We start from the raw sequence: 24,378 nt of genomic DNA, 5'->3' as shown, positions 1-24,378 counted from the left end.
GTGCCCGGCGATCTCCGGCATGCTGGCCCCGAACGTGAGCCGCGACGAAGGGGACCACATGGCCGACACCGTGCTGTACGAGGTGAGTGACGGGCTCGCCACCATCACCCTGAACCGCCCCGAGGCGATGAACTCGCTGAACGTGGAGACCAAGGTCGCCCTGCGGGACGCACTGGAGGCGGCGGGCGCCGACCCCGCGGTGCGGGCCGTGCTGCTGACCGCGAACGGCAAGGCCTTCTGCGTCGGCCAGGACCTCAAGGAGCACGTCGCGTTCCTCCAGCAGGAGGGCGGCGGGCCGGCCATGTCCACGGTGCGCGAGCACTACAACCCGATCGTCACCGCGATCGCCACCATGCCCAAGCCCGTCGTCGCCGGGGTCAACGGGGTCGCCGCGGGCGCGGGCGCCGGCTTCGCCTTCGCCTGCGACTACCGCGTGGTCGCCGACACCGCCGCCTTCAACACCTCCTTCGTCGGCGTCGCCCTGACCGCCGACTCCGGGGCCTCCTGGACGCTGCCCCGGCTGGTGGGCCGCAGCCGCGCCGCCGACCTGCTGCTCTTCCCGCGCACGATCAGCGCGCAGGAGGCCTTCGAGCTGGGCGTCGCCAACCGCCTGGTCCCGGCCGGCGAGCTGGCCGCCGAGGCCGCCTCGGTCGCCCGCACGCTCGCCGAGGGCCCGACGGTCGCCTACGCGGCGGTGAAGGCCTCCCTGGCGTACGGCGAGGGGCACTCGCTGGTCGACACCCTGGTCAGGGAGGACGAGCTGCAGACGGCCGCCGGCGCCTCCGAGGACCACCGGATCGCCGTCGACGCGTTCCTGAAGAAGGACAAGCCCCGCTTCCTCGGCCGCTGAGCCGCGGCAGGCGGGGCGGCCGGGACGCTCAGCGGCGGGCGCAGCAGTCGGCCAGGTGGTCGTCCACCAGGCCGCAGGCCTGCATCAGCGCGTAGGCCGTGGTGGGGCCGACGAAGCGGAAGCCGCGCTTCTTGAGGTCCTTGGCCAGCGCGGTGGACTCCGCCGTGACGGCCGGCACGTCCGCGACCGTGCGGGGTGCCGGGCGTCCGGCGGGGTCCGGCGCGTACGACCAGACCAGGGCGTCCAGACCGCCCTCGTGGGCCTCGCGCAGCGCCAGGGTGGCCTGCGCGTTGCCGATGGAGGCGTCGATCTTGGCGCGGTTGCGGATGATGCCGGTGTCGGCGAGGAGCCGCTCCCGGTCGTCGTCGGTGAAGGCGGCGACCGCCTCCGGGGAGAAGCCGGCGAAGGCCTTCCGGAAGCCCTCGCGGCGGCGCAGGATCGTGATCCAGGACAGGCCCGACTGGAAGGCCTCCAGGCACAGCCGCTCGAAGAGGGCCGCCTCGCCGTGCACCGGGCGCCCCCACTCGGTGTCGTGGTACTCGACGTAGTCGTCGGTGGACAGCCCCCACGGGCAGCGGGCCAGGCCGTCCGGCCCGGTGACCACGCCGCCGTCGCTCACAGCCCGCTCCCGGGGGCGCGCGGGTCCTCGGGGGCCCGCGGGGCCTCGTCGGCGTCCTTGAGCAGCGAGTGGCCGCCGAGCCGGGTGGCGTGGGCGCCGGCCAGCGCGGCCTCCAGGTCGGCGATGTGGGCGTCGCGCTGGGCCAGTTCCGCGCCGAGGCGCTCCAGCACGTCGTCGACGTCCACCATGCGGTAACCGCGCACGGTCACCGGCAGGCGCAGCCGCTCGACGTCCGCGCGGCCCACCGGCCGCTGCGGCGGCAGCCGGTCCTCCACCCGGTCCGGCTCCACGTCACGGAGCACCCCGCCGTCGCCGAGCACCGCGAGGGCGACCGCGGCGACCACCGCGACCAACGCGATGAGCATGAACCAGAACAAGACCTCTCCCGGGGTCGGCCCGACGTGTACGCCACGATCGTGCCACGTCGCGCCGTGCGCGCGGTGTGCGGTCGGCGACTATCTTCGATCGGCGTACGACATTTCGAGGGAGGCAGGCGCGACATGCTGCGGCTGGGCACACGGGAATTCGGCGAGCACGAGCCCGTGATCATGGCGATCGTGAACCGGACGCCGGACTCGTTCTACGACCAGGGCGCCACGTTCACCGACGCACCGGCCCTCGAACGCGTCGGGCGCGCGGTCGCGGAGGGTGCCGCGATCATCGACGTCGGCGGGGTGAAGGCGGGCCCCGGCGAGGAGGTCTCGGCGCAGGAGGAGATCCGCAGGACCGCCGGTTTCGTCGCCGAGGTGCGCCGGCGCCACCCCGACGTGGTGATCAGCGTCGACACCTGGCGCCACGAGGTCGGCGAGGCGGTCTGCGAGGCCGGCGCGGACCTGCTCAACGACGCCTGGGGCGGCGTCGACCCCCGGCTCGCCGAGGTCGCCGCGAAGCACGGCGTCGGCCTGGTCTGCACCCACGCGGGCGGCGCGCTGCCGCGCACCCGGCCGCACCGGGTCGGCTACGAGGACGTGATGGCCGACATCCTGAAGGTGACGGTGGGCCTCGCGGAGCGGGCGGCCGCGCTCGGGGTGCGGCGGGACGCCATCCTCATCGACCCCGGCCACGACTTCGGGAAGAACACCCGGCACTCGCTGGAGGCGACCCGGCGGCTGCCGGAGATGACGGCCACCGGCTGGCCGGTGCTGGTCTCGCTGTCCAACAAGGACTTCGTGGGCGAGACCCTGGACCGCCCCGTCAAGGAGCGGCTGATCGGCACCCTGGCGACGACCGCCGTCTCGGCGTGGCTCGGCGCCCGGGTGTACCGGGTGCACGAGGTCGCCGAGACCCGTCAGGTGCTGGACATGGTGGCCTCGATCGCGGGACACCGGCCCCCGGCGGTCGCCCGGCGGGGGCTGGCGTAGGGCCCGCGGTTCAGTCGCCGGTCTCCTTGGTCACCAGGGCGACCGCCTCGTCGACGTCGTCCGTGACGTGGAGGAGTTCCAGGTCGACCGGGGACGCCTTGCCGCCGTCCACGACGGTGTTGCGGACCCAGTCGACCAGGCCGCGCCAGTATGCGGAGCCGAACAGGACGATGGGGAACTGCGTGACCTTGCGGGTCTGGACCAGCGTGAGGGCCTCGAAGAGCTCGTCGAGGGTGCCGAAGCCGCCCGGCAGGACGATGAACCCGGAGGCGTACTTCACGAACATCGTCTTGCGGACGAAGAAGTAGCGGAAGTTCACGCCGATGTCGACGTAGGGGTTGAGCCCCTGCTCGAAGGGGAGCTCGATGCCCAGGCCCACCGAGACCCCGCCGGCCTCGCAGGCACCCCGGTTGGCCGCCTCCATGGCACCGGGGCCGCCGCCGGTGATGACGGCGAAGCCCGCCTCGGCCAGGGCGCGGCCGATGCGGACGCCGGTCTCGTAATCGGCCGAGCCCTCCGCCATACGGGCGGAACCGAAGACGCTGACCGCCCTGCCGAGTTCGGCGAGCGCGCCGAAGCCCTCGACGAACTCCGACTGGATGCGCATCACGCGCCACGGGTCGCCGTGCACCCAGTCCGAGGGTCCGCGGGTGTCCAGCAACCGCTGGTCTGTCGTGGACTTCTGCACCTGGCCCCGGCGCCGTACGACGGGACCGGTGTGGCGCTCGGGCCAGCCGCGCCCCGTGGGGCTGCTGCCCTCCGCCGCGGCTGTCTCGGCGGCGGACGCCTCCTCCGCGTCACTGTCCATGTCGCGCTCCTTTCGCTGCCGTCCGGTCAGGGTACGACCGCGTCCGCCGGGCGGATCAAGAACGCGCCGCTGAATTGCTCGTTACGACAGCCAGGCGCGCAGCTTCTCCTCCGCCTCCAGGACGGCGGCGACGGCGACGTGCTCCTCGCGGGTGTGGGCGAGCCGGGGGTCGCCGGGGCCGTAGTTCACGGCCGGGACGCCCAGCGCGGAGAAGCGGGCCACGTCGGTCCAGGCCTCCTTGGGCGCGGGCTCGGTGCCGATGGCCTCGACGAAGGCGGCCGCCGCCGGGTGCGACAGGCCCGGCAGGGCGCCGGGGGCGCTGTCGGTCAGCCGCACCTCGTACCCCTCGAAGACCTCGCGGACGTGGGCGAACGCCTCGGCCTCGGAACGGTCGGGGGCGAAGCGGAAGTTGACGATCACCGCGCAGGAGTCGGGGATCACGTTCCCGGCGTGACCGCCCTCGATCATGACGGCGTTGAGGCCCTCGCGGTAGGTGAGGCCGTCGACGACCGCCTGCCGCGGCTCGTAGGCGGCGAGCCGGGCCAGCACGGGCGCGGCCTTGTGGATGGCGTTCTCGCCCAGCCAGCTGCGCGCGGAGTGGGCGCGGCGGCCGGTGGTCTCCACCCGGAACCTCAAGGTGCCCTGGCAGCCGCCCTCGACCTTTGCGTCGGTGGGCTCCAGCAGGACGGCGAAGTCGCCGGCGAGCCACTGCGGGTGGTTCTCGGCGAGCCGCTTGAGGCCGTTGTGCTCCGCCGCGATCTCCTCGGCGTCGTAGAAGACGAAGGTCAGGTCGCGGTTGGGCTCGGTGAGGGTCGCGGCGAGCCGCAGCTGGACGGCGACCCCGGACTTCATGTCGGAGGTGCCGCAGCCCCACAGGACGCCGTCCTCGTCGAGGCGGGAGGGCACGTTCGCGGCGATCGGCACGGTGTCCAGATGACCGGCGAGTACGACGCGCTCGGCCCGGCCGAGCCGTGTGCGGGCGACGACGGCGTCCCCGTCCCGGTCCACCGTGAGGTGGGGCAGGGCGCGCAGGGCGCTCTCCACGGCGTCCGCCAGCGGCTTCTCGGCGAGGCTGACGGAGGGGATGTCGACGAGCTGCGCCGTCACGGCGGCGGCGTCCTGACTGAGATCGAGCACGGGCCGTTCCATGCCGCCGACCCTACCGGGGGCCTGACGGGGCCACCGGTACAGCGGGCTTCGGTACGGTGTGCGCGTGCCGAAGCCACCGTCGACCTCGACACCCGCCGCAAGCGCCCCCCGCAGGCGGGGGCGCGCAGCCCGTCTGATCACCGCAGGACTGGTCCTGCTGGGGGTCGCGGGCTACTCCGCGTACCACCTGGCCGGCCTCGGCGGCGGTCCGCGCCATCCGGCCTGCACGGTCACCACGCAGGCCGGCAGCCTGACCCTGGAGCCCCAGCAGGCGGCGAACGCCTCGACGATCGCCGCGGTGGCGACCTCGCGCGGGCTGCCGGAGCGGGCGGTGACGATAGCGCTGGCCACGTCCATGCAGGAGTCGGCGCTGCGCAATCTCGACCACGGGGACCGCGACTCGGTGGGCCTGTTCCAGCAGCGCCCTTCGCAGGGCTGGGGCACGGCCGCGCAGATCATGGACCCGGTCTACGCCTCCAACGAATTCTTCGACGGCCTGGTGAAGATCCACGGCTATTCCCGGCTGCCCCTCACGGTGGCCGCGCAGAAAGTGCAGAAGAGCGGCTTCCCGCAGGCGTACGCCAAGCACGAGGCGGACGCCGCGCTGCTGTCCGGCGCGCTGACCGGCCGGCACGCGGGGGCGCTCACCTGCGTCACCCCCCTGGCCGCGCGGGCGGTCTCCGGGGGCGACCCGGCGAAGGTGCGGGAGCGGCTGGTGCGGGAGTTCGGGGCCGACGTGGCGCCGCGCACCACCGAGACGCCCGCGGACCCGGACGGCGAGGCCGCGCGGGACGCCAAGAACGGTGCGCGGGGCGGGGGTCCGGCGCGGCGCACGGTGGCCGTGCCGTCGGCCCCGGCGGGGAACGAGGCGCGCGGCGACGAGGGCCGGCGGGGCTGGGAGCTGGCCCAGTGGGCGGTGGCGCACGCCCATGAACTGAAGGTGGAGAAGGTGTCCTTCGGGAACCGCGAGTGGTCGGCCAAGGCCTCCGACCGGGGCTGGACGGCATCGAATTCCGACGCCGCGCACGGGGCCGGGGGCGACGTCAGGATCACCGTCGCGCAATAGTGCGGGTATTCACCCCCAGGCGGGTGATTCATACGCCAAAACCATCAGATGCGAATCCCCTCGTTCGGGGGTGCGAAAAAAGCTCCTGATCAAGGGCTGTGACGTTTCCGCGGCACTTCCGGCTCCGTCCGAATTGCTCCGCTTTACCGCCCCGGGAATCCTTTCGCATTACCAATTCTTTACTCTTGGCGGCCGCAACCTTCGGCCCCCTTCACGCGGTAGTCACGACGTCCGCCCCGCGGACATGTCACGTCGAAACCGTCGTCTCTCCGTAAAAGGAGCACCATGTCTCTCCCCCTCGCGCGTCGGATCGCCCGGGCTGCCCTGCTGGTCGGCGCGGCCGCGGCTCCTCTCATCGGTGCCGGTGCCGCGTCCGCCGCCGCGCTCCCGCAGGTCGGCGACCTGGGTGGGCTGACCAACGTGGACAAGACCCCCGAGCTCACCGGCACCGTGAACGGCGTGGCCAAGCAGTCCGGCGCCGTGAAGACCGTGCAGGAGGCGCTGCCCGCGACGACCGACACCGTCAGCGACCTCGCCAAGGGCGCCCAGCCCGCCTTCAAGGGCGCCGCGACGCAGACCGCCAAGACCGTCGGCGGCACCGCCCAGGAGCTCGGGAAGACCGCCAAGGGCTCCGGGCTGCCGGGCGGCCTCCCCTCCACCGGCCGGCTGCCCCTCCAGGGGCTCCCCATCGGCGGCTGACCCCCCACAGCCGCACCGAAAGGGCCCGGGGAGCGGTGCTTCCCGGGCCCTTTGCGCCGGCGTCGTGGCCGCCCGCGGCTCAGGAGGACAGCCGGCGCACCGCCGCCGCCACCCGCTCGTCGGTGGCCGTGAAGGCGATCCGCACGTACCGCTCCCCCGCCGCGCCGTAGAAGTCGCCGGGCGCCACGAGGATGCCGTGCTTGGACAGGTCCGCGACGGTGTCCCAGCAGGACTCGTCACGCGTCGCCCACAGGTACAGGCTCGCCTCGCTGTGCTCGATGCGGAAGCCGGCCGCCTCGAAGGCCTCCCGCAGGGACGCCCGCCGCCGCGCGTAGCGCTCGCGCTGCCGGGCCACGTGGGCGTCGTCCCCGAGCGCCGCGACCGTGGCGGCCTGCACCGGGGCGGGCGTCATCATGCCGCCGTGCTTGCGGATCTGCAGCAGCTCGCCGAGCACGGCCGGGTCGCCCAGGAGGAACGCGGAGCGGTAGCCGGCCAGGTTGGAGCGCTTGGACAGCGAGTGGACGGCCACGATGCCCTCGTAGGAGCCGCCGCAGACGTCCGGGTGCAGGACCGAGACCGGGTCGGCGTCCCAGCCCAGCTCCAGGTAGCACTCGTCGCTGAACACCAGCACGCCGTGCTCGCGCGCCCAGGCGACGGCACGGGTCAGCTCGTCCTTGGACAGCACGCGACCGGTGGGGTTGGAGGGGCTGTTGAGCCACAGCAGCCGCAGCCCGGCCGGGTCGGGCTCGGTCGGTTCGTCGTAGACGACCGCCTCGGCGCCCGCCAGCCGCGCCCCGACCTCGTAGGTCGGGTAGGCCAGCCGCGGGTACGCCACCTTGTCGCCCGCGCCGAGACCCAGTTGGGTCGGCAGCCAGGCGACCAGTTCCTTGGAGCCGACGACCGGCAGCACGTGCGCGTCGGTCAGGCCGCCGGCGCCCAGCCGGCGGCCGGCCCAGCCGGTGATGGCGGCGCGCAGCTCGGGCGTCCCCCACACGGTCGGGTACCCGGGGCTGTCCGCGGCCCCGGCCAGGGCCCGCTGCACGACGTGCGGGACCGGGTCGACCGGGGTGCCGACCGACAGGTCGACGATGCCGCCGGGATGGGCGGCGGCCGTGGCCTTGTACGGTTCGAGCCGGTCCCAGGGGAAGACGGGGAGTCTGGACGAGACTGGCTGCGCCACGGCGGTGCTCACTTTCCGTTCCTCGCAGGCACGCGGCCTGCCACTACCTGAAACACGGCGGTCCCGTACGGCGGTGTGCCGTACGGGACCGCCCGCAACGGTCGGGTCACTCGCCCTGCGGCGGCAGGGCGGCGATGAAGGGGTGGTCGCGCTCGATCAGCCCGAGCTTGGAGGCACCACCGGGCGAGCCGAGCTCGTCGAAGAACTCGACGTTCGCCTTGTAGTAGTCCTTCCACTCCTCCGGGGTGTCGTCCTCGTAGAAGATGGCCTCCACCGGGCAGACCGGCTCACAGGCTCCGCAGTCGACGCATTCGTCCGGGTGGATGTACAAGGACCTCTGGCCCTCGTAGATGCAGTCGACCGGGCACTCCTCGATGCACGCCTTGTCCTTGACGTCGACACAAGGCTGCGCGATGACGTAGGTCACGCTGTCGTTCCTCCTCGGTAGGGCTGTCTCGCGCGGGAGCGCGGCGTCGTCGATGCCCGCCCCTAGTATCTCCGTTCTTGGGCAGCAGACGAACAGGAGGGGCGGTCATGAGCATGGATTTCACCGCCGGAGGCCGGCTCGAGGTACGCATAACCCCTTCTGACGTGGGCAAACGCGTTTCGGTTCGAAGGGTCGCGGAGATCGTCGAGGGGCGGCCGGTGTTCGCCGACGCCGTCGGGATTCTCACATCGTGGAACGAAGGGGTGCTTGTTGTCACCCGTCGGGACGGGGAGACCGTCCGCATCACGGAATCGTCCCTGGTCGCGGGCAAGATCGTGCCCGACGCACCGGCGCGCCGCGGTGCCCGTGCGCCCCGCGCGACGGCCAGGGAACTGCAGGAGTCGGCCTCCCGCTGCTGGCCCGCGCAGGAGGCCGCCCGGCTGGGCGCGTGGACGCTGCGGGCGGCGGGCGGCTTCACCCGGCGCGCGAACTCCGTGCTGCCGCTGGGCGATCCGGGTGTCCCGCTGACGGAGGCCGCCGCGCGGATCGCCCGCTGGTACGGCGACCGCGGCCTGCCGGCGTACGTGCAGGTCACCACCGGCGGCGAGGACTCCGACGAGACGCTGGCGCAGGCGCTGGGCGGCCTCGGCTGGACGGCGGAGGGCCACGCCCTGCTGCGCACGGCCGCCCTGGCGCCGATCGCGGACCTGCCCGGCACCGAGGCCGTACGCCTGTCCCGCGAGGCCGACGCGGCGTGGCTCGCCCGCTACCACCGCACGGGTGACCTCGGCGACGCGGCGCTGAAGGTGCTCACCGGCGGCCCCTCGGTGTGGTTCGCCACGGTGCCGGGGGACGGCGACCCCGCCGACGCCGGGCCCGCGGCGATCGGCCGCTGCGTCGTCGACGGCCGCTTCGCCTCCTTCGGCGCCGTCGAGGTGGCCCCCTCCCACCGGCGGCGCGGACTGGCCCTGGCCGTGATGGCCGCGCTCGCCCGCAAGGCCCTGGACGAGGGCGCCTCCGGCGCGTACCTGCAGGTCGAGACCGACAACGAGGGCGCGCGCGCCCTCTACGACCGGATGGGCTTCACCACCCACCACGCGTACCACTACCGGCGCGGCCCGCTGTCCGCGGAAGGGTGAGAACCCCGGTATGGACGACTCCACCAGGCAGCGCTTCGCCGAGGCCGCCCGCGAGGTGCGCCCCGACCTCGCGGACCTGTGCCTGCTCATCGGGGCCGAGGCCGACCCGTCCCTCGACGAGGCCGGGACGGACGCGGCGCAGATGGAACTCGACCGTCTGGCCGGGCTCCTGCCGTACGGTCTCACCGGCCCCGCCGAGTGGGCCGACGCCGCCGCCGAACTGCTCGCCGGCCGCTGCGGGTTCGGCGGCTCCCCGGCCGACTACCAGCGGCTGGAGTCCTCGCTGCTGCACGAGGTGCTGCAACGACGGCGCGGGCTGCCGATCCTGCTGTCGGTGGTCTGGATGGAGGTCGTCCGGCGCGCCGGCGGCCCGGTCCACGGCGTCGCCCTCCCCGGGCACTTCGTCGTGGGCTTCGGCGACCCCGCGGGCGTCTTCGTGCTGGCCGACCCCTTCAACGGCGGCCGGCGGCTCGGGGAGGAGGACGTGCGCCTGCTGGTGGCGGGCGCGACGGGGGCCGCGCCCTCCCCGGCGATGCTGGAGCCCGCGGATCCGCTGGACATCGTGCTGCGGGTGCTCAACAACATCCGCGCGTGGGCCTCGGCACGGCCGGAGCACCTGACGACGCAGCTGTGGGCGGTCGAACTGGCGCTGCTGCTGCCCCACCATCCGGCACGGCTGCGCCTCGAACACGCCCAGCTCCTGGTGCGGAAGGGGGACTTCGCGCGGGGCGCCGCGGAGATGGAGGCGTACGCGGACGTGCTCGCCGAGTCGGAGCCCTCCGCCGCGACGGCGATGCGGCGGCAGGCGCGGGCCGCCCGCGCGCTCCTCAACTGACCACCCGGGGAGGGATGCGGGCTCGCAGGCGGGTCGTGGGCAGGCGGTCCGCCGCGAGGCGGAACGGGTGGGCACAACCCACGACGGCGCCGCGCCTGTGCAGTGCCTCGGGTTTCTCCCCAGCCTGGCGGCTGGGAGAGGAACGACTTCCCGCACCCCGCACGGGAACTTCCCACCATCCCCCCGGGGCGGCGGGCGGCTAGAGCCAGCCGCGTTCGAGGGCGATGCGGACCGCTTCGGCGCGGTTGCGCGCGGCGGTCTTCTGGATCGCGGTGGAGAGGTAGTTGCGGACGGTCCCCTCGGAGAGGTGGAGGCGGCGGGCGATGTCCGCGTTGAGGGAACCGTCGGCCGCCGCGCGCAGGACGTCGCGCTCGCGCGGGGTGAGGGGGTCGGCCCCCTCCGAGAGCGCGGCGGCGGCGAGCGCGGGGTCGATCACCTTCTCCCCGCGCAGCACCCTGCGCACCGCCTCCGCGAGTTGCCCCGCGGGCGCGTCCTTGACCAGGAACGCGTCGGCGCCCGCCTCCATGGCCCGGCGCAGGTACCCGGGCCGGCCGAAGGTGGTGACGATGACGACGCGGACCCCGGGCAGTTCCGCCCGCACCACGGCGGCCGCGTCGAGGCCGGTCATCGCCCCGGGCATCTCGATGTCGAGGAGGGCGACCTGCGCCCCGGCGTCGCGGGCCGCCCCGACGACGTCCTCGCCGCGCGCGACCTGCGCGACCACCTCGATGTCCTCCTCAAGCCCCAGCAGCGCGGCCAGGGCCTCGCGCACCATCGACTGGTCCTCCGCCAGCAGCACCCGGATCATGGCCGTGAGCGTAGTCGGCCGGGACCACGGCGTGGAGGGTGAAGCCGCCGTCCGCGGCGGTCTCCAGGCGGCCACCGGCGAGCAGCAGGCGCTCCTCCAGGCCGGTCAGGCCGTTGCCGCGTCGTGAGCCGCCGGGGCCCGGGCCGCGGCCGTCGTCGGCGACGGTGAGCGCCACCGTGCCGTCGTCCTCGGCGACGGTCACCACGCAGCGGGAGGCGCCGCTGTGCCGTACGACGTTGGTGACGGCCTCGCGCAGGGCCCAGGCCAGCGCACCCTCGGCCTCCGGGGTGAGCGGGGCGGCCACGGTGGCGGGCAGCTCGGCGCGGACACCGGCGGCCTGCAGGGCCTCGCGGGCGCCGGCGAGCTCGGCGGCGAGGGTGGGCCTGCGGTAGCCGCTGACGGCCTCCCTGACGTCCACGAGGGCCTGCCGGCTGACCCGCTCGATGTCGGCGACCTGCGCGGCGGCGTCCTCGGGGCGGCCGGGCAGCATGCGTCCGGCCAGTTCGCTCTTGAGGGTGATCAGCGACAGCGAGTGGCCGAGCAGGTCGTGCAGGTCGCGGGCGAGCCGCAGGCGTTCCTCCGTGGCGGCCAGCTGGGCCACCGCCGCCCGGGCCTCGCGCAGTTCGCGGGTGGTGCGCACCAGCTGGCGCACCCCGGTCATGGCGTAGCCGCCGAGCAGGCACGGCACGAGCAGCGAGACCACCGTGGCCTCGTTCGCCCCGGTGAGCCCGGCGACGGCCGCGAGCACCGCGGTCACCAGCGGGATCGCCCAGCGCGCCTGCCGGCCGGGCAGCACCGCCCCGCAGCCGACGGCCAGGTAGACGAACAGCACGAGGAAGGCGTCGCCCAGGGTGAACGTCATCAGCAGGCCCAGCCCGCCGAGCAGCAGGAGCTGCCCGTACACCCAGCGCGGCTGGTGTTCCGCGTTGGTCCGCAGGAAGACGATGCCCAGGTAGGCGGCGACGAAGGCGGCGAGCCCGAGCCAGCCGAGCACGGTCGCGGTGAGGCCGTGCCCGCCCTCGGCGAGGTCGCTGACCGGGGCGCCCAGGTAGAGCATCCACATGGCCACCCAGACCAGCTTGACCACGGCCTGACGGCGGTTCTCCGGGGCCCGGCCGATGGCCGGGGCGTCCCGGGGCTCGGCGGCCTCCCGCTGCTGTGGCGTTCCGGCGGCCACGATCGTTCTCCTCTCAGGCCTTCGCGGTGTCCTTGCGGTACATCCAAGCGGCTGTCCCGGCGAAGACCAGCCCGTAGACCACCAGTACGGCGATGTCCCGGGCGTGCGGGGCCTGGCCGAGTTCGACGGCCTGGCCGAGCGCCGCGTACGGCCGGGCGGGCAGCAGGTTCGCGATGTCGCGCAGCCAGCCGGGGAAGGAGCTGAAGGGCATCCACAGGCCGCCGAGCAGCGCGAGCCCGAAGTAGGCGATCATCGCGATGGGGCGGGCGGTCTCCGCCGAGGCGACGTAGCCGATGGCCACGCCGAGCGCGGCGAAGACGAAGCTCCCCGCCCAGCTGGTGAGCAGCACCCCGGCCCACTGCCAGGCGGCCATCCGCACGCCCTTCACGGCGCCGCCGGCGAGCAGCACGAGCACGATCGAGGGCAGGCTGACCGTGGCGGCCGCGGCGATCTTCGCCAGGACGTAGCCGCGCCCGGGCAGCGCGGTGAGCCGCAGCTGGCGCACCCAGCCCTTGTCGCGCTCCCGGGCGATCCGCTCGGAGTTACCCATGAGCACGGCGGTCATGGCGCCGAAGGCGCACATCGCGACCATGTAGTACGGCACCGTCGCGGCCTTCTGGCCCGCCGTGAGGATCATGAAGAGCAGCACCGGGTACAGCACCGAGAAGAACATGAACCTGCGGTTGCGCAGGACGCGCAGGATCTCCAGCCGGGCCAGCGTCCTCATCGCGCCGCCACCTCCTCCTTGGACTCCTCGGACTCCTTGGACGGCTCCGTGATGGCCAGGAAGGCCTGCTCCAGGCCGAGCCCGGCGACCTCCAGGTGCCGGGGGTAGAGCCCGGCCGCGTAGACCGCGTGCACCGTCGCGTCGGCGTCCGTGGAGCGGATGCGCACCGTGCGCCCGGTGACCTCCACGTCCGTGACCCGCGGCAGGGCCCGCAGGGCGGGCTCGTCGGGCGGGGTGTCCAGGTCGAAGACGATACGCCGGACCCCGGCCCGCGCCTTGATCTCGGCGGCGGTGCCGTCGGCCACCAGCCGGCCGCCCTGCAGGACGAGCACCCGGTCGGCGACGGCGTCCGCCTCCTCCAGGTAGTGGGTGGCGAAGAGCACCGTGCGGCCCTGCTTCACCTGGCCGCGCATGGCCTCCCAGAAGGCCTGCCGGGCGGAGACGTCCATGCCGGTGGTCGGCTCGTCGAGGACCAGCAGGTCGCTCGCGCCCGCCGTGGCCAGGGCGAAGCGCACGCGCTGCTCCTGGCCGCCGGAGAGCTTGTCGACCTTGCGGTCGGCGATGGACTCCAGCCCGGCGGCCGCCATCACCTCGGCGACGGGGTGGGCCCGCGGGTGCAGGTCGCAGGCGAGCCGTACCAACTCGCGCACGGTGACCTCCTCCATGAGGCCGCCGCTCTGCAGCACGGCCCCGACCCGGCCCTCGGTGATCGCCCGGCGCGGGGTGGAAGACCTCGACGGTGCCGGAGTCGGGCGTGCGCAGCCCCAGCAGCAGGTCCAGCGCGGTCGACTTGCCGGCGCCGTTGGGGCCCAGCAGGGCGACGGTCTCACCCGGGTGGAGGGTCAGGCTCAGGTCGTCGACGGCCCGGACCTGACCGAAGCTCTTGCTCACGTGCGTGAACACTGTTGCGGTCATGGCAGCAGCGTCGCCGACGGCACGGTCCGGGCGGCAGTGCCGGGCGTCCTGTTGCGCGGATGACAGATGTCATGGGTGTGGCCCCGGTACGGGTACCGGGGCCACACCCTTCACGCGTGGATCGGGCGACCGGGGGTCAGGACGTGCCCTCGATGGTCACCGTCTTCTTGGCGGTGTCGGTGGTCTGCAGCGCGGGCAGCATCGCGGAGGCGACGTCCTCCGGGGTGACGGCGGTCTTGCTGCCGTCACCACGCTCGACCAGGACACCGTCGAAGGCGCCGCCGTACAGGCCCTTGAGCACCTTGCGGTCGATGTACGGCGTCAGGTTGCCGTCCTGGTCCGGCACCATCGTGAGGATCTTCGACAGCGAGTTCTGCGGGCTGAACGGGAGGGGTGCCCCGGCGCCCGCACGGACCATGACGAACCCGGACATGGCCGTCTTCCCGAAGCCGTTGACGGCCTTGTCGAGCGCCTCCTGGGTCACCTTGGGCTGGACGGTGGTGACCTTCAGGCTGACCGCGCCGGCCTTGCCGGTGGCGACCTGCGTGGCGTAGGCGGCGGTGACGGTGTCGATCGAGGCGGCCACGTCCACGCCTTCGTGGGGCTTGCCGGGGACGGCGACGGCCTTGCCCTTCACGAACTTGACCATGCCCTCGGAACCCGAGCCGCCGAGACCCCGGGAGAGCTTCTCCAACTGGGCGCGGAGCTTCTCGCTGTCCGTGGTCAGCACGGGATCGGCCGCGCGCGAGCCGCCGAACAGCGAGCCGATGACGGTGACCGGGTTGTAGTCGCGATGCGCCACGTTGCGGACGGTCGCGTCGGTGTCGAGGACGAGACCAGCGGCCGCGGGCTTCAGCGACGTGCGCTGGTCGCCGACGGTGACGGTGATCGGCGCGTTCTTCCGGGAGCCGAGCGCCTGGTCGAGGACCGCGACGGCCTGGTCCTTGGTCTTGCCGCCGATCCCGACGCCGTAGACGGTCGTACCGGCCGGGACGTCGGAGTGGTCCATCAGCAGTCCCGCGCCGTAGGCGATGCCCAGCACGCCCAGCACCCCGACGCCCGCCAGTATGAGCTTGGAGCGGCCCTTGGCCTCGGGCTGCGCCGCACTCTGACGGGCGGCGGGCGGGGCGGGCCGGTTGGCGGACGGTCCCGCGGGGGGAACCGCCGGGATGCCGCTGACGACGGTGTCGCCGGACATCCGGTCGGCCGCGGAGGACGGGAACGGCGTGGGGAACGGCGGCCGGCCGGCGGCGGGGCCCGCCGGGGGCACCCGCATCTCCCCGGTGACCGGGCCCGTGGTGGGGCCGGCCGGCGGCTGCTGCCCCGGGAAGGGCACGCCTGCTCCGGGACCGGCGGGCGCCGCGCCGGGGCCGCCGGGGAACGGGCGTGGTGCCGGCGCGGGACGTCCGGGACCCGCGGGGCCCCCAGGGCCGCCGAGACCGCCGGGACCGCCCGGGCCGCCCGGCATCACGGGGCCACCGGGACCCGCGGGGCCACCGGGGCCACCCGGCGCCACCGGACCCCCGGGACCGGCCGGGCCGACCGCGCCGTCGTTCAGGTACGGGATGCCACCGCGTCGCGGGCCGCCGGGGGCGGCGCCAGGTCCGGGGACCGGTCCGCGCTCCATGGGGCCGGGCTGGGCGGGGATGTCGCCGAGCTGCATCGGCTGGGTGACCTCGGGAGCGGAGAACCCCTGCATCGGCTCGGGACCGGGCGCCGGGCCCGGCCCCTGGCCGGCCTCGGGCCTGGGGGCGGCCTTCCGCGGCGCGAACCAGTCGCTGGCCGGCTTCTCGCCCCTCGGCGCCGGAGCCGGCTCCGCGGCGGGTTCCGGCGCGGGCGCCGGAACGCCCTGACCGGCCCCGGTACCGCCGCCGGCGGTCCAGCCCGTGGACAGCGGGGTCGACTCGGTCTCGGGGGCGGCCGGGGCGGACCCGGCGGGCGCCCCGCCCTCCGCGCCGCCCTCGACGGGCGTGCGGACGACGACCGGCGGGATCGGCCGGGACCCGGGGATGTTGATGCGCACCCGGGTGGTCAGCGTGGTCTCGGTCTTGGTCTCCTCCGCGGCGGGAGCCGCAGCGGGCTCCCCGGTCGCGGCCCCGTCGCGCGGGTCCTCCTGCGGATGCAGCGACGGAAACGGTCGGGTTCCGTACGGCGGGGTACCCGACGGGTACGCGGCTCCGCCCCGGCCCTGGGGGCCGGGGGACGGACGATCAGTTTCACGACTCAAAGCAGGCTCTCCCGGTTCGCTTCGCCACCCGTCACGGCCTTTCCGCGGGCGGCCCGGCGGCGCGCACCACCATACTGGGCGCCGCGTCGGAGCCGCCTGCCCGCCGGATGGAGACCGCCCTGATCAAAGGGGTTTATGTGACGTCAACCGCCAAAACGGGCGACGCTCGCTCCGTAACGGACGCAACGTGGCGCCTATGGTGCCTCAAGTGATCCACCGGCGGGAGGACGGGGTTGCACAAGCGTGGCCGACATCACGCCGGCCATCGCTCCGCCCAACAGGTAGACGTACGGACTGATTCCGTTGGCGAACAGGAAATCACCCTCCGGGCGGGCGGAGCTCAGCAGCATCACGGTGATCAGCCACACCGCCGCCGGCACCACGGCGCCCAGCCGCGTGCCGGTCAGCCGGGCGCCGCCGTGGAAGAGCGCCGCGCTCCCGGCGAGCGCGAGCAGCAACCCGCCCGGGAACCAGGCGGCCTGGACCAGCGACCCCGCGACGGCGACCAGCACGCCCAGGACCACGAGCAACGGGTAGGCGGCGCGCCTCATGCCCCGGTCCCCGCGAACAGATCGTCCTCCAGGCTCCCGGCCGGCACGGGCACGCCCTTGACCAGACGGTAGAACTCGGCGCCGAACAAGGGCTGTCCGAGGTCGTTGGAGAGCGCGAAGAACGGGCCGTCCACCGCGATCTGGGTGACGTGGGCCTTCATCGCCGCGGCCTTCTGCCCGGCGTAGCGGGCCTCCACGTCGATGGCGGCGGTCACCAGGGCGTCGTCCACCACGCCCGGGACGTCGTCGGCGGTCGCGATGCCCTCGAAGGGGATCTGCCGGCCGGCCCCGCGCAGCCGGGCGAAGCCCTCCTCGACCACGCGGCGCGGGATGCAGTTCCAGTAGATCTTGGCGATGGAGTGCGGGCCGCCGAGGTCACGCCGGTAGGCCGGTTCCGCGGCCAGTTCCGCGGCGCGCATGGAGACCCGGTGCGCCTTGATGTGGTCGGGGTGGCCGTAGCCGCCGTCGGGGTCGTAGGTGACCAGCACCTGAGGACGGACCTCGCGGATCACCTCCACGAGGTACGAGGACGCGAGGTCGAGGTCCGCCCGCCAGAAGCTCTCCGGCCGGTCGTTCTGCGGCACGCCCATCATCCCGGAGTCCCGGAAGCGGCCGGCGCCGCCCAGGAAGCGGTGGTCGGTGACGCCGAGCTGCGCCATGGCGTCGGCGAGTTCGCCGGTCCGGTGCGCGCCGAGGGTGTCGTCGCGGTCGGGGGCCAGGTGCGCCAGCTCGGGCGGGATGACCTCGCCCTCCTCGCCGAGGGTGCACGTCACCAGCGTGACGAGCGCGCCCTCGGCGGCGTACTTGGCCATGGTGGCGCCGTTGTTGATCGACTCGTCGTCGGGATGCGCGTGGACGAGCAGCAGTCGGCGGGCGGGCGGTGCGGTCATGAGGAGAGCCTAGGGCAGGCCCCGCGGCTCACCAGGGGGAAGCCACGGGCTCAGAACTTGAAGTCGCCGATCATGCCCGCGACGTTGCTGGTGAGGTCCCGGATCGTCGGCGCGATGGAGGAACTCGCCAGGTAGAACCCGAGCAGTACGCAGACCACCGCGTGCCCCGCCTTCAAACCGGCTTTCCTGACCAGCAGGAAGACGACGATCAGCAGCAGCAGCACCGCCGAAATCGAAAGTGCCACAGCGGCACACCTCCAGGGCCTCAGAGTCCGACAGCACTTGCCAACCGGTTGTTACCCACTCTCGGCAGTGGATCATAACTTTGTGGCGCACCGCATAGCTCGTCGCACGGGAGCACGCGGGGGCGCATGGCCGGATCTCGTGGTTGGCGTGCGCCGGGCTCACCGGCGGGCGGTGGCACACTCCCCCCATGACGCAAGCGCTCTCGTTCCCGCGGCAGTACGCCCGCACGCAGCGGTTCTCGCTCGGCGCCCCGCGCGCCTTCACCGTGTCGCCGGACGGCGGCCGGATCGTCTTCCTGCGCTCCCGTTCCGGCACCGACCGCTCGCACCTGCTGTGGGTGCTGGACCCGCAGTCGGGCGCCGAGCGGGTCGCGGCGGACCCCGGGGTGCTGCTGTCCGGCGCGGCGGAGGAACTGTCGCCGCAGGAGAGGGCGCGCCGGGAGCGCAGCCGGGAAGGTTCGGCGGGAATCGTCGGCTACGCGACCGACGACGCGGTGGAGCTGGCCGCGTTCGCCTTGTCCGGAAGGCTCTTCACGGCGGAGCTGCGGGCCGGCACGGCCCGGGAGATCGCCGTGCCGGGCCCCGTGGTGGACCCGCGTCCTTCGCCGGACGGCCGCCGGGTGGCCTACGTGGCGGACGGCGCGCTGCGCGTGGTGGACGCCGACGGCGGCGGGGACCGGGCGCTGGCCGAGCCCGAGGGACCGGACGTCGGCTACGGACTGGCGGAGTTCATCGCCGCCGAGGAGATGTCCCGCAGCCGCGGCTACTGGTGGGCCCCGGACGGTGCCTGCGTACTGGCGGCCCGCGTGGACGCGTCCCCGGTCCGCCGCTGGTGGATCGCCGACCCCGCGAACCCCGCGCAACCGCCCGCCGAGGTGGCCTACCCCGCCGCCGGCACCCCGAACGCCGAGGTCACGCTGGTCCTGCTGACGCTGGACGGGGCGGCGACGCCGGTGGAGTGGGACCGCGAGCGCTATCCGTACCTCGCTCAGGTGCACTGGTCGGCGGCGGGCCCGCCGTTGCTGCTGGTCCAGACCCGGGACCAGCGCGAGCAGCTGTACCTGACGGTGGACACCGCCACCGGCGGCACCCGGGAGGTGCACCGGGACAGCGATGAAATCTGGCTTGATCTTTTCCCCGGGGTGCCCGCCTGGCTGTCCGGCGAGCGCCTCGTGCGCATCTCCGACGAGAACGGCTCGCGAGCACTGTTCGTCGGTGAACAGCCGTGGACGGGACCGGAGTTGCACGTACGCGCGGTGCTCGGGACGGACGGCGACGGCGTCCTGCTGTCGGCCTCGGCGGGGCACGGCGCCAAGGACCCGGAGACCGGCGAGATCCATGTGTACCGCGCCGACGGAGGCCCCGCCGGAGCGGTCCGGCTGAGCGGCGGCCCGGGCGTGCACTCCGCGGTGCGCGCCGGGGCCGTGACGGTGCTGTCGTCCGCGTCGCTGGAGTCGGCCGCCACGACCGTCCGGGTGCTGCGGGACGGCGAGCCGGTGACGGAGATCGCCTCGCACGCCGAGACCCCTGTCCTCACCGCGCGCCCGGTGCTCGTCAGCGCCGGCGAGCGCGGCGTCCCGGCGGCGGTGCTGCTCCCCTCGGGGCACCGGGAGGGCGACGGGCCCCTGCCGGTGCTGATGGACCCGTACGGCGGACCGCACGGCCAGATGGTGGTGAGCGCCCAGCGCGGCTACCTGCAGGCGCAGTGGCTGGCCGACCAGGGCTTCGCGGTGGTCGTCGCGGACGGCCGGGGCACCCCCGGGCACTCCCCCGCCTGGGAGAAGGCGATCGCCGGCGACTTCGCGGGCGTCACACTCGACGACCAGGTCCACGTGCTGCACGCCCTGGCCGGCCACTACCCCCTGGACCTCACCCGGGTGGGCATCCGCGGCTGGTCGTACGGCGGGTACCTGGCGGCGCTCGCCGTGCTGCGCCGCCCGGACGTCTTCCACGCCGCGGTGGCGGGCGCGCCGGTCACCGACTGGCGGCTGTACGACACGCACTACACCGAGCGCTACCTCGGCCACCCCGAGGAGCGGCCGGCGGTGTACGCCGCCAACTCCCTGGTCACCGACGCCGGTCTGGCGGACCCGGCGGACGAGGTCCGGCCGCTGATGATCATCCACGGCCTCGCCGACGACAACGTGGTGGCCGCGCACACCCTGCGGCTGTCCTCCGCACTGCTGGCCGCGGGCCGCCCGCACGAGGTGCTCCCGCTGTCCGGGGTCACGCACATGACGCCGCAGGAGGAGGTCGCCGAGAACCTGCTCCTGCTCCAGGTCGCGTTCCTGAAGCGTTCCCTGGGCGTCGTGACAGGTTAGGGCGGGTCCTGCAGGTACGCCGCCCGCGCCTCGGAGGCGGGGCCGGGCGGCGGCGGCGGCTGCGGGTAGGAGCCGAAGACGGGGAGGACGGCGGTCTGCTCGTACAGGGGCATGGACAGGTTGTCCGCTGCCGTGGGGACCTCCGCCTCCACGTACGGATCGCCGCCCGGGACGCCCACCGCCGCCAGGTCGCCGGGGACGAGCAGCAGCGTCACCACCAGCGCGGCGCCCACCGCGAAGGCGGCGGCGAAGTCGTCGGCGCCCGGGGCGTCGATCCTCGAGGTGCCGATCACCGGGACCGCGGTCACGGCGAGCAGCCCGGCCACGCAGATGCCCAGCGGCCGGGCGAACGGGGCCCGTACGAAGGCGGCGAGGCCCGCGGCCGCGGCCAGGCCGGCCGTCGCCCAGACCAGCCACTCGTAGGGCGCCCCCAGTTGGGAGTCCACCAGGTAGCCGCCGCCCACGGTGCGCCAGAAGAAGCCCGGCGGCAGCGGCGCCGCCGGGTCCGACCGCCGGGAGAACTCCAGGACGCCGGTGATGAGCGCCACCACGAGCAGCAGCATCCCCGCCAGCACGCCCGCCGCGGGCCGTGGCGGGGCGGGCGCGTCCTCGCCGGTGCGCCGTACGACGACCAGCAGTACGAGGGCACCGGCGATCTGCCCGCCCGCGGTCACCAGCAGGGCTCCCTGCAGCCCGGGCGGGCTGCCGCCCGAGGAGGGGGCCAGGAGGTAGGCCGTGGGGGTGCGCAGCGCCAGGGTCAGCACCGCGGCCGCCCCGAGGACCCCGACGCCGCCGGGCTTGAGGGACGCGACCGCGGCGGCCACGTAGAGCCCGAGGAGCAGCAGGTCCACGGTGGAGGTCACCAACGGCGCCCCGCCGACGGGTACCGCAAGACCCGCCCACACCCTGACGGCGCCCTCCGCCCGGAACTGGACGAGGTCCTGGCCCAGCCAGGCCGCCTCGGCCGCCGCCAGGGCGGCACAGACCGTTCCTCCGAGCCGATACGCCTGCCGCATGGCCACCTCCCCGGCCCCTCCGGCAGCACTGTCCTTTGGCCTTCCGAGGGGATACGTACCGGGCCGGTCCAGCGTTCACCGCGGACGTACGGCGGCCGGCCGGGGCGATGTGTGATCACCCCGGCCGGCCCACGGCACCCGCACGGCCGTACGCTGCTCAGCGTGGCGCGTCCGTATATCGGTGATGCGTCGATCAAGTTGCCTGCGTGTAAAAGAATTTCATCCTGAATCCTCCGCATTCGCGGATGGACCGCAGGAGCTGTCAAGCACGCGTTCGCGACGATATCCAAAACCTTGCCCCAAGATAACCACGATCTCGTCTTCCGATCGCTTCACCCCCTTGACTGGCCGCCAAATCCATTGCCCAATACCGGCTAGCTAGCCACGGGCGTTCACATGCGCCACCAAAACTCCTTGGTGCGGGGGCAGATGACCATGTCCAGTCCGAGCACGGCCGCGAACCGGCCGGAACCCGTTCCGGCACAGGCGCCCGCCCCCGTCGAGGGCACCGGCAAGGAACCCTCCGAACTCGTCGGGCGCTCCCCGGGCCGGCTCGCCTGGCTGCGCTTCCGCCGCGACCGCACCGGAATGGTCTGCGCGGGCGTCGTGCTCTTCTACCTCGTCGTGGCGCTGGCAGCGCCGCTGATCTCCAAGGTGTACGGCAAGAACCCGTACGAGCTGTACGGCCAGGACCTCGGCCTGCTGAACAGCTACGGGATCCCGCTCAAGCCCAACGGCGGCATCGACGGCGACTTCTGGTTCGGGCTCGAACCCCAGCTCGGCCGCGACGTGTTCACCCTGCTGATCTACGGGATCCGCACCTCGCTGGGCATCGCCCTCGCCGTGACCACGGTCTCCGTCGTCGTCGGCGTGCTCATCGGGCTCGTCCAGGGCTACCTCGGCGGGCGCACCGACTACCTCATGGGCCGGTTCTCGGACCTGATGCTGTCCTTTCCGCAGCAGCTCTTCTTCATCGCCTTCACGCCGGTGATCGTGGCCCTGTTCGTCTCCCCCCGCGACGAGGAACCGACCTACGTGCGCATCGCGGCACTGGTCATCGTCCAGTTCGTCCTCGGCTGGATGAGCGTGGGCCGGCTGGTGCGCGCCCAGGTGCTGAGCCTGCGCGAGCGCGAGTTCATCGAGGCCGCGCGGATCAGCGGCGCCTCCTCCGCGCGGATCATCCGCAAGGAACTGCTGCCGAACATCTGGTCCACCATTCTGGTCCAGTCGACGCTGCTGCTCCCCGTGAACGTCACCGCCGAGGCGGGCCTTTCCTATCTCGGTGTCGGAATCCTGCCGCCCACCCCGGACTGGGGGCTGATGTTCCAGCAGGCCGCGGCGTACTACGAGTCCGACGTCACCTTCATGTTCTTCCCCGGCATCGCGATGGTGATCTTCGTGGTCGCCTTCAACCTGCTCGGGGATTCGGTCCGGGACGCACTCGATCCCAAGACCGTGCGCTAGGTGTCCAAGCCGCCGCGCCGGGCCCCTGTGGGGGGAGACCGGGCACGTCGGTATCCGCAGTTCGGTTCACTGACAGGCAGGGATCAATGAGAATTCGCAAGGCGCGTTACGCCTCCGCGTTCCTGGCGTTGGGGGCTCTGACGCTGTCCGCCGCGTGCAGCAGCGGTGGCGGCGGGGGGACGGGCACCGGCGGCGGCGAGGGCAAGCAGGCCACCGTGCAGAACTTCGGCATCGGCACGGCCGCCGACTCCAAGGGCCCCGCCCCGGAGGTCCCCGGGGCCAAGAAGGGCGGCACGGCGTACGACCTCGACCAGGCGGGCTTCGACTACCTGGACCCCGGCCAGCAGTACGTCAGTGACCAGTTGTCGGTGCAGTTGCTCTACAACCGCTCGCTCACCGGCTACAAGATCGACGCCAAGACCGGCAAGACGATCCTGGTCGGCGACCTCGCCACCGACACCGGCAAGTCCTCCGACGGCGCGAAGACCTGGACCTTCACCCTCAAGGAGGGCCTGAAGTTCGAGGACGGCACGCCGGTCACCTCCAAGGACGTCAAGTACGGCATCGAGCGGCTCTTCGCCGACTACCAGACACAGGGCCCGCAGTACATCCAGAAGTGGCTCTACGGCGCCGACTACCGCAAGGCGTACACCGGCCCCTACGAGGGCAAGGAGATCCCCGCCGACAAGATCGACACGCCGGACGACAAGACCATCGTCTTCCACTTCCTGGAGGCGCACGCCGACGCGCCCTACGCGGCCGCGATGCCGAACATCTCGCCGGTGCCGAAGGCCAAGGACGACAAGCAGAAGTACAACAACCACCCCGTCGCCACCGGCCCGTACAAGATCGCCAGCTACAAGCCGGGCAAGGAGCTGGTCTTCGAGCGCAACACCAACTGGGACCCGAAGAGCGACCCGATCCGCAACGCCTACCCGGACAGCTGGAACTTCCAGCTGGGCATCGCCGAGCCGGGCCTGACCAACCGGCTCGCCGCCGAGGACGGCAACGACAAGTACGCGGTGAACCTGTCCGGTTCCTCCGACCCGTCGAAGATGCAGACGCTGACGACGGACGCGCAGTACAAGTCGCGGACGGTGAACCAGTACCAGCCGTACGTCGAGGTCATCAACATCAACACCAAGCGGATCACCGATCCCAAGGTCCGTCAGGCGATCATGTACGCCTTCCCGATGACCCAGGTCCAGCAGGCCTTCGGCGGCGGCGCCCAGGGCGAGCTCGGCACCACCCTGCTCAGCCCGACGGTCGCCGGCTGGAAGAAGTACGACCCCTTCGGCAAGCTCGACAAGCCCACCGGTGACATCGAGAAGGCCAAGGAGCTGCTCAAGGAGGCCGGCGTCACCGGCAAGGTCAAGCTCTCCTACGCCTACGCCAACACCCCGCGCTGGCAGAACGTGTCGCTGACCATCGAGAAGGCCCTGGAGAAGGCCGGCTTCGACGTCCAGCGCAAGGCCATCGACCCGACCTCGTACTACACGGTCGTCGGCAAGCTCGACACTCCGTACGACATCTACCGCACCGGCTGGGGCGCGGACTGGCCCAGCGCCTCGACCGTGGTCCCGCCGACCATGGACGGCCGCAACCTCGCCGACGGCACCAACAACTACTCCTTCCTCAACGACGACCACGTCAACTCCGAGATCGACCGCATCCTGGCGATCACGGACATCGGGAAGCAGAACGACGAGTGGCGGACCCTGTCCGAGTCCGTGCTGAAGAACGACACGTCGCAGATCCCGTTCATCTTCGACAAGTACTTCAACATCCACGGCTCGGGCCTCGGCGGCGTCACCTACAACGAGGTCTACGGGACCATCAACCCCAACACGATCTTCGTCAAGCAGTAGTCCCCGCGCAGACACGCCGGTCCCGGCCTCTCCCCG

General features: G+C 73.2%; 23 protein-coding genes and 1 pseudogene. 9 read left to right on the top strand and 15 right to left on the bottom strand.

Annotation, left to right across the window (positions count from 1 at the left end):
• Positions 1-58 precede the first annotated feature (58 nt).
• A complete protein-coding gene (gene chcB / locus AC1VWI_RS28090; RefSeq protein ID WP_499516933.1) occupies positions 59-850 on the top strand; it encodes a 2-cyclohexenylcarbonyl CoA isomerase in 792 nt (263 codons plus the stop codon).
• Positions 851-878: 28 nt separating this feature from the next.
• On the opposite strand, the gene AC1VWI_RS28085 is transcribed toward chcB, so the two are convergent.
• Together AC1VWI_RS28085 and AC1VWI_RS28080 are read right to left on the bottom strand one after the other, a co-directional pair.
• Positions 879-1,469 carry a DNA-3-methyladenine glycosylase I gene (locus tag AC1VWI_RS28085; protein ID WP_499513786.1) on the bottom strand — a complete coding sequence of 197 codons (591 nt, stop codon included), beginning with the start codon at positions 1,467-1,469 and terminating at the stop codon, positions 879-881.
• Positions 1,466-1,846, bottom strand: coding sequence for a cell division protein DivIVA (locus tag AC1VWI_RS28080; RefSeq protein ID WP_499513785.1), 381 nt, complete (start codon positions 1,844-1,846; stop codon positions 1,466-1,468). Before AC1VWI_RS28080 ends, AC1VWI_RS28085 begins: the two co-directional genes overlap by 4 nt.
• 123 nt (positions 1,847-1,969) lie before the next feature.
• Here AC1VWI_RS28080 and folP point away from each other — a divergent pair, with 123 nt between their 5' ends.
• Positions 1,970-2,830 (top strand): dihydropteroate synthase, encoded by an 861-nt coding sequence (folP, locus tag AC1VWI_RS28075; RefSeq protein ID WP_499513784.1) that lies wholly within the window; start codon positions 1,970-1,972, stop codon positions 2,828-2,830.
• Between the two features lie 10 nt (positions 2,831-2,840).
• Here folP and AC1VWI_RS28070 read toward each other — a convergent pair whose 3' ends face one another.
• Positions 2,841-3,638: an LOG family protein gene (locus tag AC1VWI_RS28070; protein WP_499513783.1), complete on the bottom strand. Its 798-nt coding sequence runs from the start codon at positions 3,636-3,638 to the stop codon at positions 2,841-2,843.
• 81 nt (positions 3,639-3,719) lie between these two features.
• Entirely contained in the window at positions 3,720-4,787 is a 1,068-nt protein-coding gene (gene dapE, locus AC1VWI_RS28065) for a succinyl-diaminopimelate desuccinylase (protein WP_499513782.1), read from the bottom strand.
• Between the two features lie 64 nt (positions 4,788-4,851).
• On the opposite strand from dapE, the gene AC1VWI_RS28060 reads away from it, so the two are divergent.
• Positions 4,852-5,853 carry a VldE C-terminal domain-containing protein gene (locus tag AC1VWI_RS28060; protein WP_499513781.1) on the top strand — a complete coding sequence of 334 codons (1,002 nt, stop codon included), beginning with the start codon at positions 4,852-4,854 and terminating at the stop codon, positions 5,851-5,853.
• Positions 5,854-6,138: 285 nt separating this feature from the next.
• Positions 6,139-6,552 carry an ATP-binding protein gene (locus AC1VWI_RS28055; RefSeq protein WP_499513780.1) on the top strand — a complete coding sequence of 138 codons (414 nt, stop codon included), beginning with the start codon at positions 6,139-6,141 and terminating at the stop codon, positions 6,550-6,552.
• Between the two features lie 79 nt (positions 6,553-6,631).
• On the opposite strand, the gene dapC is transcribed toward AC1VWI_RS28055, so the two are convergent.
• On the bottom strand, positions 6,632-7,744 hold the full coding sequence (dapC, locus tag AC1VWI_RS28050) for a succinyldiaminopimelate transaminase (RefSeq protein WP_499513779.1): 1,113 nt from the start codon (positions 7,742-7,744) through the stop codon (positions 6,632-6,634).
• Between the two features lie 94 nt (positions 7,745-7,838).
• On the bottom strand, positions 7,839-8,159 hold the full coding sequence (gene fdxA / locus AC1VWI_RS28045; protein ID WP_018561461.1) for a ferredoxin: 321 nt from the start codon (positions 8,157-8,159) through the stop codon (positions 7,839-7,841).
• Between the two features lie 113 nt (positions 8,160-8,272).
• Between fdxA and AC1VWI_RS28040 the strand changes: the two genes are divergently transcribed.
• Positions 8,273-9,298, top strand: coding sequence for a GNAT family N-acetyltransferase (locus tag AC1VWI_RS28040; protein ID WP_499516932.1), 1,026 nt, complete (start codon positions 8,273-8,275; stop codon positions 9,296-9,298).
• A gap of 10 nt (positions 9,299-9,308) precedes the next feature.
• The gene (locus AC1VWI_RS28035; RefSeq protein WP_499513778.1) at positions 9,309-10,133 is read left to right on the top strand and encodes a transglutaminase-like and tetratricopeptide repeat-containing protein; all 825 of its coding nucleotides are present in this window, start codon (positions 9,309-9,311) and stop codon (positions 10,131-10,133) included.
• A gap of 199 nt (positions 10,134-10,332) precedes the next feature.
• Here the strand turns inward: AC1VWI_RS28035 and AC1VWI_RS28030 are convergent, their stop codons facing one another.
• From AC1VWI_RS28030 to AC1VWI_RS27995, 8 genes and pseudogenes are all read right to left on the bottom strand, one after another.
• A complete protein-coding gene (locus AC1VWI_RS28030) occupies positions 10,333-10,941 on the bottom strand; it encodes a response regulator (protein ID WP_499513777.1) in 609 nt (202 codons plus the stop codon).
• The gene (locus AC1VWI_RS28025) at positions 10,871-12,118 is read right to left on the bottom strand and encodes a sensor histidine kinase (RefSeq protein WP_499513776.1); all 1,248 of its coding nucleotides are present in this window, start codon (positions 12,116-12,118) and stop codon (positions 10,871-10,873) included. Before AC1VWI_RS28025 ends, AC1VWI_RS28030 begins: the two co-directional genes overlap by 71 nt.
• Positions 12,119-12,131: 13 nt before the next feature.
• Positions 12,132-12,845 carry an ABC transporter permease gene (locus AC1VWI_RS28020; RefSeq protein ID WP_499513775.1) on the bottom strand — a complete coding sequence of 238 codons (714 nt, stop codon included), beginning with the start codon at positions 12,843-12,845 and terminating at the stop codon, positions 12,132-12,134.
• Positions 12,842-13,760, bottom strand: a pseudogene (locus tag AC1VWI_RS28015) (ABC transporter ATP-binding protein). The gene AC1VWI_RS28020 and the pseudogene AC1VWI_RS28015 overlap by 4 nt, the downstream one beginning before the upstream one ends.
• A 136-nt stretch (positions 13,761-13,896) precedes the next feature.
• Positions 13,897-15,987: a VanW family protein gene (locus AC1VWI_RS28010; RefSeq protein ID WP_499513774.1), complete on the bottom strand. Its 2,091-nt coding sequence runs from the start codon at positions 15,985-15,987 to the stop codon at positions 13,897-13,899.
• 194 nt (positions 15,988-16,181) lie between these two features.
• Positions 16,182-16,538 (bottom strand): DUF6113 family protein, encoded by a 357-nt coding sequence (locus AC1VWI_RS28005; RefSeq protein WP_499513773.1) that lies wholly within the window; start codon positions 16,536-16,538, stop codon positions 16,182-16,184.
• Positions 16,535-17,428, bottom strand: coding sequence for an N-acetyl-1-D-myo-inositol-2-amino-2-deoxy-alpha-D-glucopyranoside deacetylase (gene mshB, locus AC1VWI_RS28000; protein WP_499513772.1), 894 nt, complete (start codon positions 17,426-17,428; stop codon positions 16,535-16,537). Before mshB ends, AC1VWI_RS28005 begins: the two co-directional genes overlap by 4 nt.
• A 50-nt stretch (positions 17,429-17,478) precedes the next feature.
• Positions 17,479-17,673: a hypothetical protein gene (locus AC1VWI_RS27995; RefSeq protein WP_026251431.1), complete on the bottom strand. Its 195-nt coding sequence runs from the start codon at positions 17,671-17,673 to the stop codon at positions 17,479-17,481.
• A 188-nt stretch (positions 17,674-17,861) separates the two neighbouring features.
• Here AC1VWI_RS27995 and AC1VWI_RS27990 point away from each other — a divergent pair, with 188 nt between their 5' ends.
• Positions 17,862-19,994, top strand: a complete 2,133-nt coding sequence (locus AC1VWI_RS27990) for a S9 family peptidase (protein ID WP_499513771.1) — start codon at positions 17,862-17,864, stop codon at positions 19,992-19,994.
• Here AC1VWI_RS27990 and AC1VWI_RS27985 read toward each other — a convergent pair.
• Positions 19,991-21,010 (bottom strand): hypothetical protein, encoded by a 1,020-nt coding sequence (locus AC1VWI_RS27985; protein ID WP_499513770.1) that lies wholly within the window; start codon positions 21,008-21,010, stop codon positions 19,991-19,993. The two genes, AC1VWI_RS27990 and AC1VWI_RS27985, sit on opposite strands and share 4 nt — an antisense overlap.
• A 435-nt stretch (positions 21,011-21,445) precedes the next feature.
• Here AC1VWI_RS27985 and AC1VWI_RS27980 point away from each other — a divergent pair, with 435 nt between their 5' ends.
• Both AC1VWI_RS27980 and AC1VWI_RS27975 read left to right on the top strand, forming a co-directional pair.
• Complete coding sequence (locus tag AC1VWI_RS27980) at positions 21,446-22,474, top strand: ABC transporter permease (RefSeq protein ID WP_499513769.1); 1,029 nt, start codon at positions 21,446-21,448, stop codon at positions 22,472-22,474.
• 86 nt (positions 22,475-22,560) lie between these two features.
• The gene (locus AC1VWI_RS27975; RefSeq protein ID WP_499513768.1) at positions 22,561-24,342 is read left to right on the top strand and encodes an ABC transporter substrate-binding protein; all 1,782 of its coding nucleotides are present in this window, start codon (positions 22,561-22,563) and stop codon (positions 24,340-24,342) included.
• Positions 24,343-24,378 lie beyond the last annotated feature (36 nt).

This window comes from Streptomyces sp. TOM-9 (assembly GCF_056858595.1).
This window is presented reverse-complemented; position numbering and strand designations above follow the sequence as displayed.

Excerpts from the sequence above, each read along its gene's own strand:
- chcB (WP_499516933.1), top strand. The coding sequence starts at position 59 with ATGGCCGACACCGTGCTGTACGAGGTGAGTGACGGGCTCGCCACCATC.
- folP (WP_499513784.1), top strand. The coding sequence starts at position 1,970 with ATGCTGCGGCTGGGCACACGGGAATTCGGCGAGCACGAGCCCGTGATC.
- AC1VWI_RS28070 (WP_499513783.1), bottom strand. The coding sequence starts at position 3,638 with ATGGACAGTGACGCGGAGGAGGCGTCCGCCGCCGAGACAGCCGCGGCG.
- dapE (WP_499513782.1), bottom strand. The coding sequence starts at position 4,787 with ATGGAACGGCCCGTGCTCGATCTCAGTCAGGACGCCGCCGCCGTGACG.
- AC1VWI_RS28055 (WP_499513780.1), top strand. The coding sequence starts at position 6,139 with ATGTCTCTCCCCCTCGCGCGTCGGATCGCCCGGGCTGCCCTGCTGGTC.
- AC1VWI_RS28040 (WP_499516932.1), top strand. The coding sequence starts at position 8,273 with ATGGATTTCACCGCCGGAGGCCGGCTCGAGGTACGCATAACCCCTTCT.
- AC1VWI_RS28035 (WP_499513778.1), top strand. The coding sequence starts at position 9,309 with ATGGACGACTCCACCAGGCAGCGCTTCGCCGAGGCCGCCCGCGAGGTG.
- AC1VWI_RS28030 (WP_499513777.1), bottom strand. The coding sequence starts at position 10,941 with ATGATCCGGGTGCTGCTGGCGGAGGACCAGTCGATGGTGCGCGAGGCC.
- AC1VWI_RS28020 (WP_499513775.1), bottom strand. The coding sequence starts at position 12,845 with ATGAGGACGCTGGCCCGGCTGGAGATCCTGCGCGTCCTGCGCAACCGC.
- AC1VWI_RS28005 (WP_499513773.1), bottom strand. The coding sequence starts at position 16,538 with ATGAGGCGCGCCGCCTACCCGTTGCTCGTGGTCCTGGGCGTGCTGGTC.
- mshB (WP_499513772.1), bottom strand. The coding sequence starts at position 17,428 with ATGACCGCACCGCCCGCCCGCCGACTGCTGCTCGTCCACGCGCATCCC.
- AC1VWI_RS27990 (WP_499513771.1), top strand. The coding sequence starts at position 17,862 with ATGACGCAAGCGCTCTCGTTCCCGCGGCAGTACGCCCGCACGCAGCGG.
- AC1VWI_RS27985 (WP_499513770.1), bottom strand. The coding sequence starts at position 21,010 with ATGCGGCAGGCGTATCGGCTCGGAGGAACGGTCTGTGCCGCCCTGGCG.
- AC1VWI_RS27980 (WP_499513769.1), top strand. The coding sequence starts at position 21,446 with ATGTCCAGTCCGAGCACGGCCGCGAACCGGCCGGAACCCGTTCCGGCA.
- AC1VWI_RS27975 (WP_499513768.1), top strand. The coding sequence starts at position 22,561 with ATGAGAATTCGCAAGGCGCGTTACGCCTCCGCGTTCCTGGCGTTGGGG.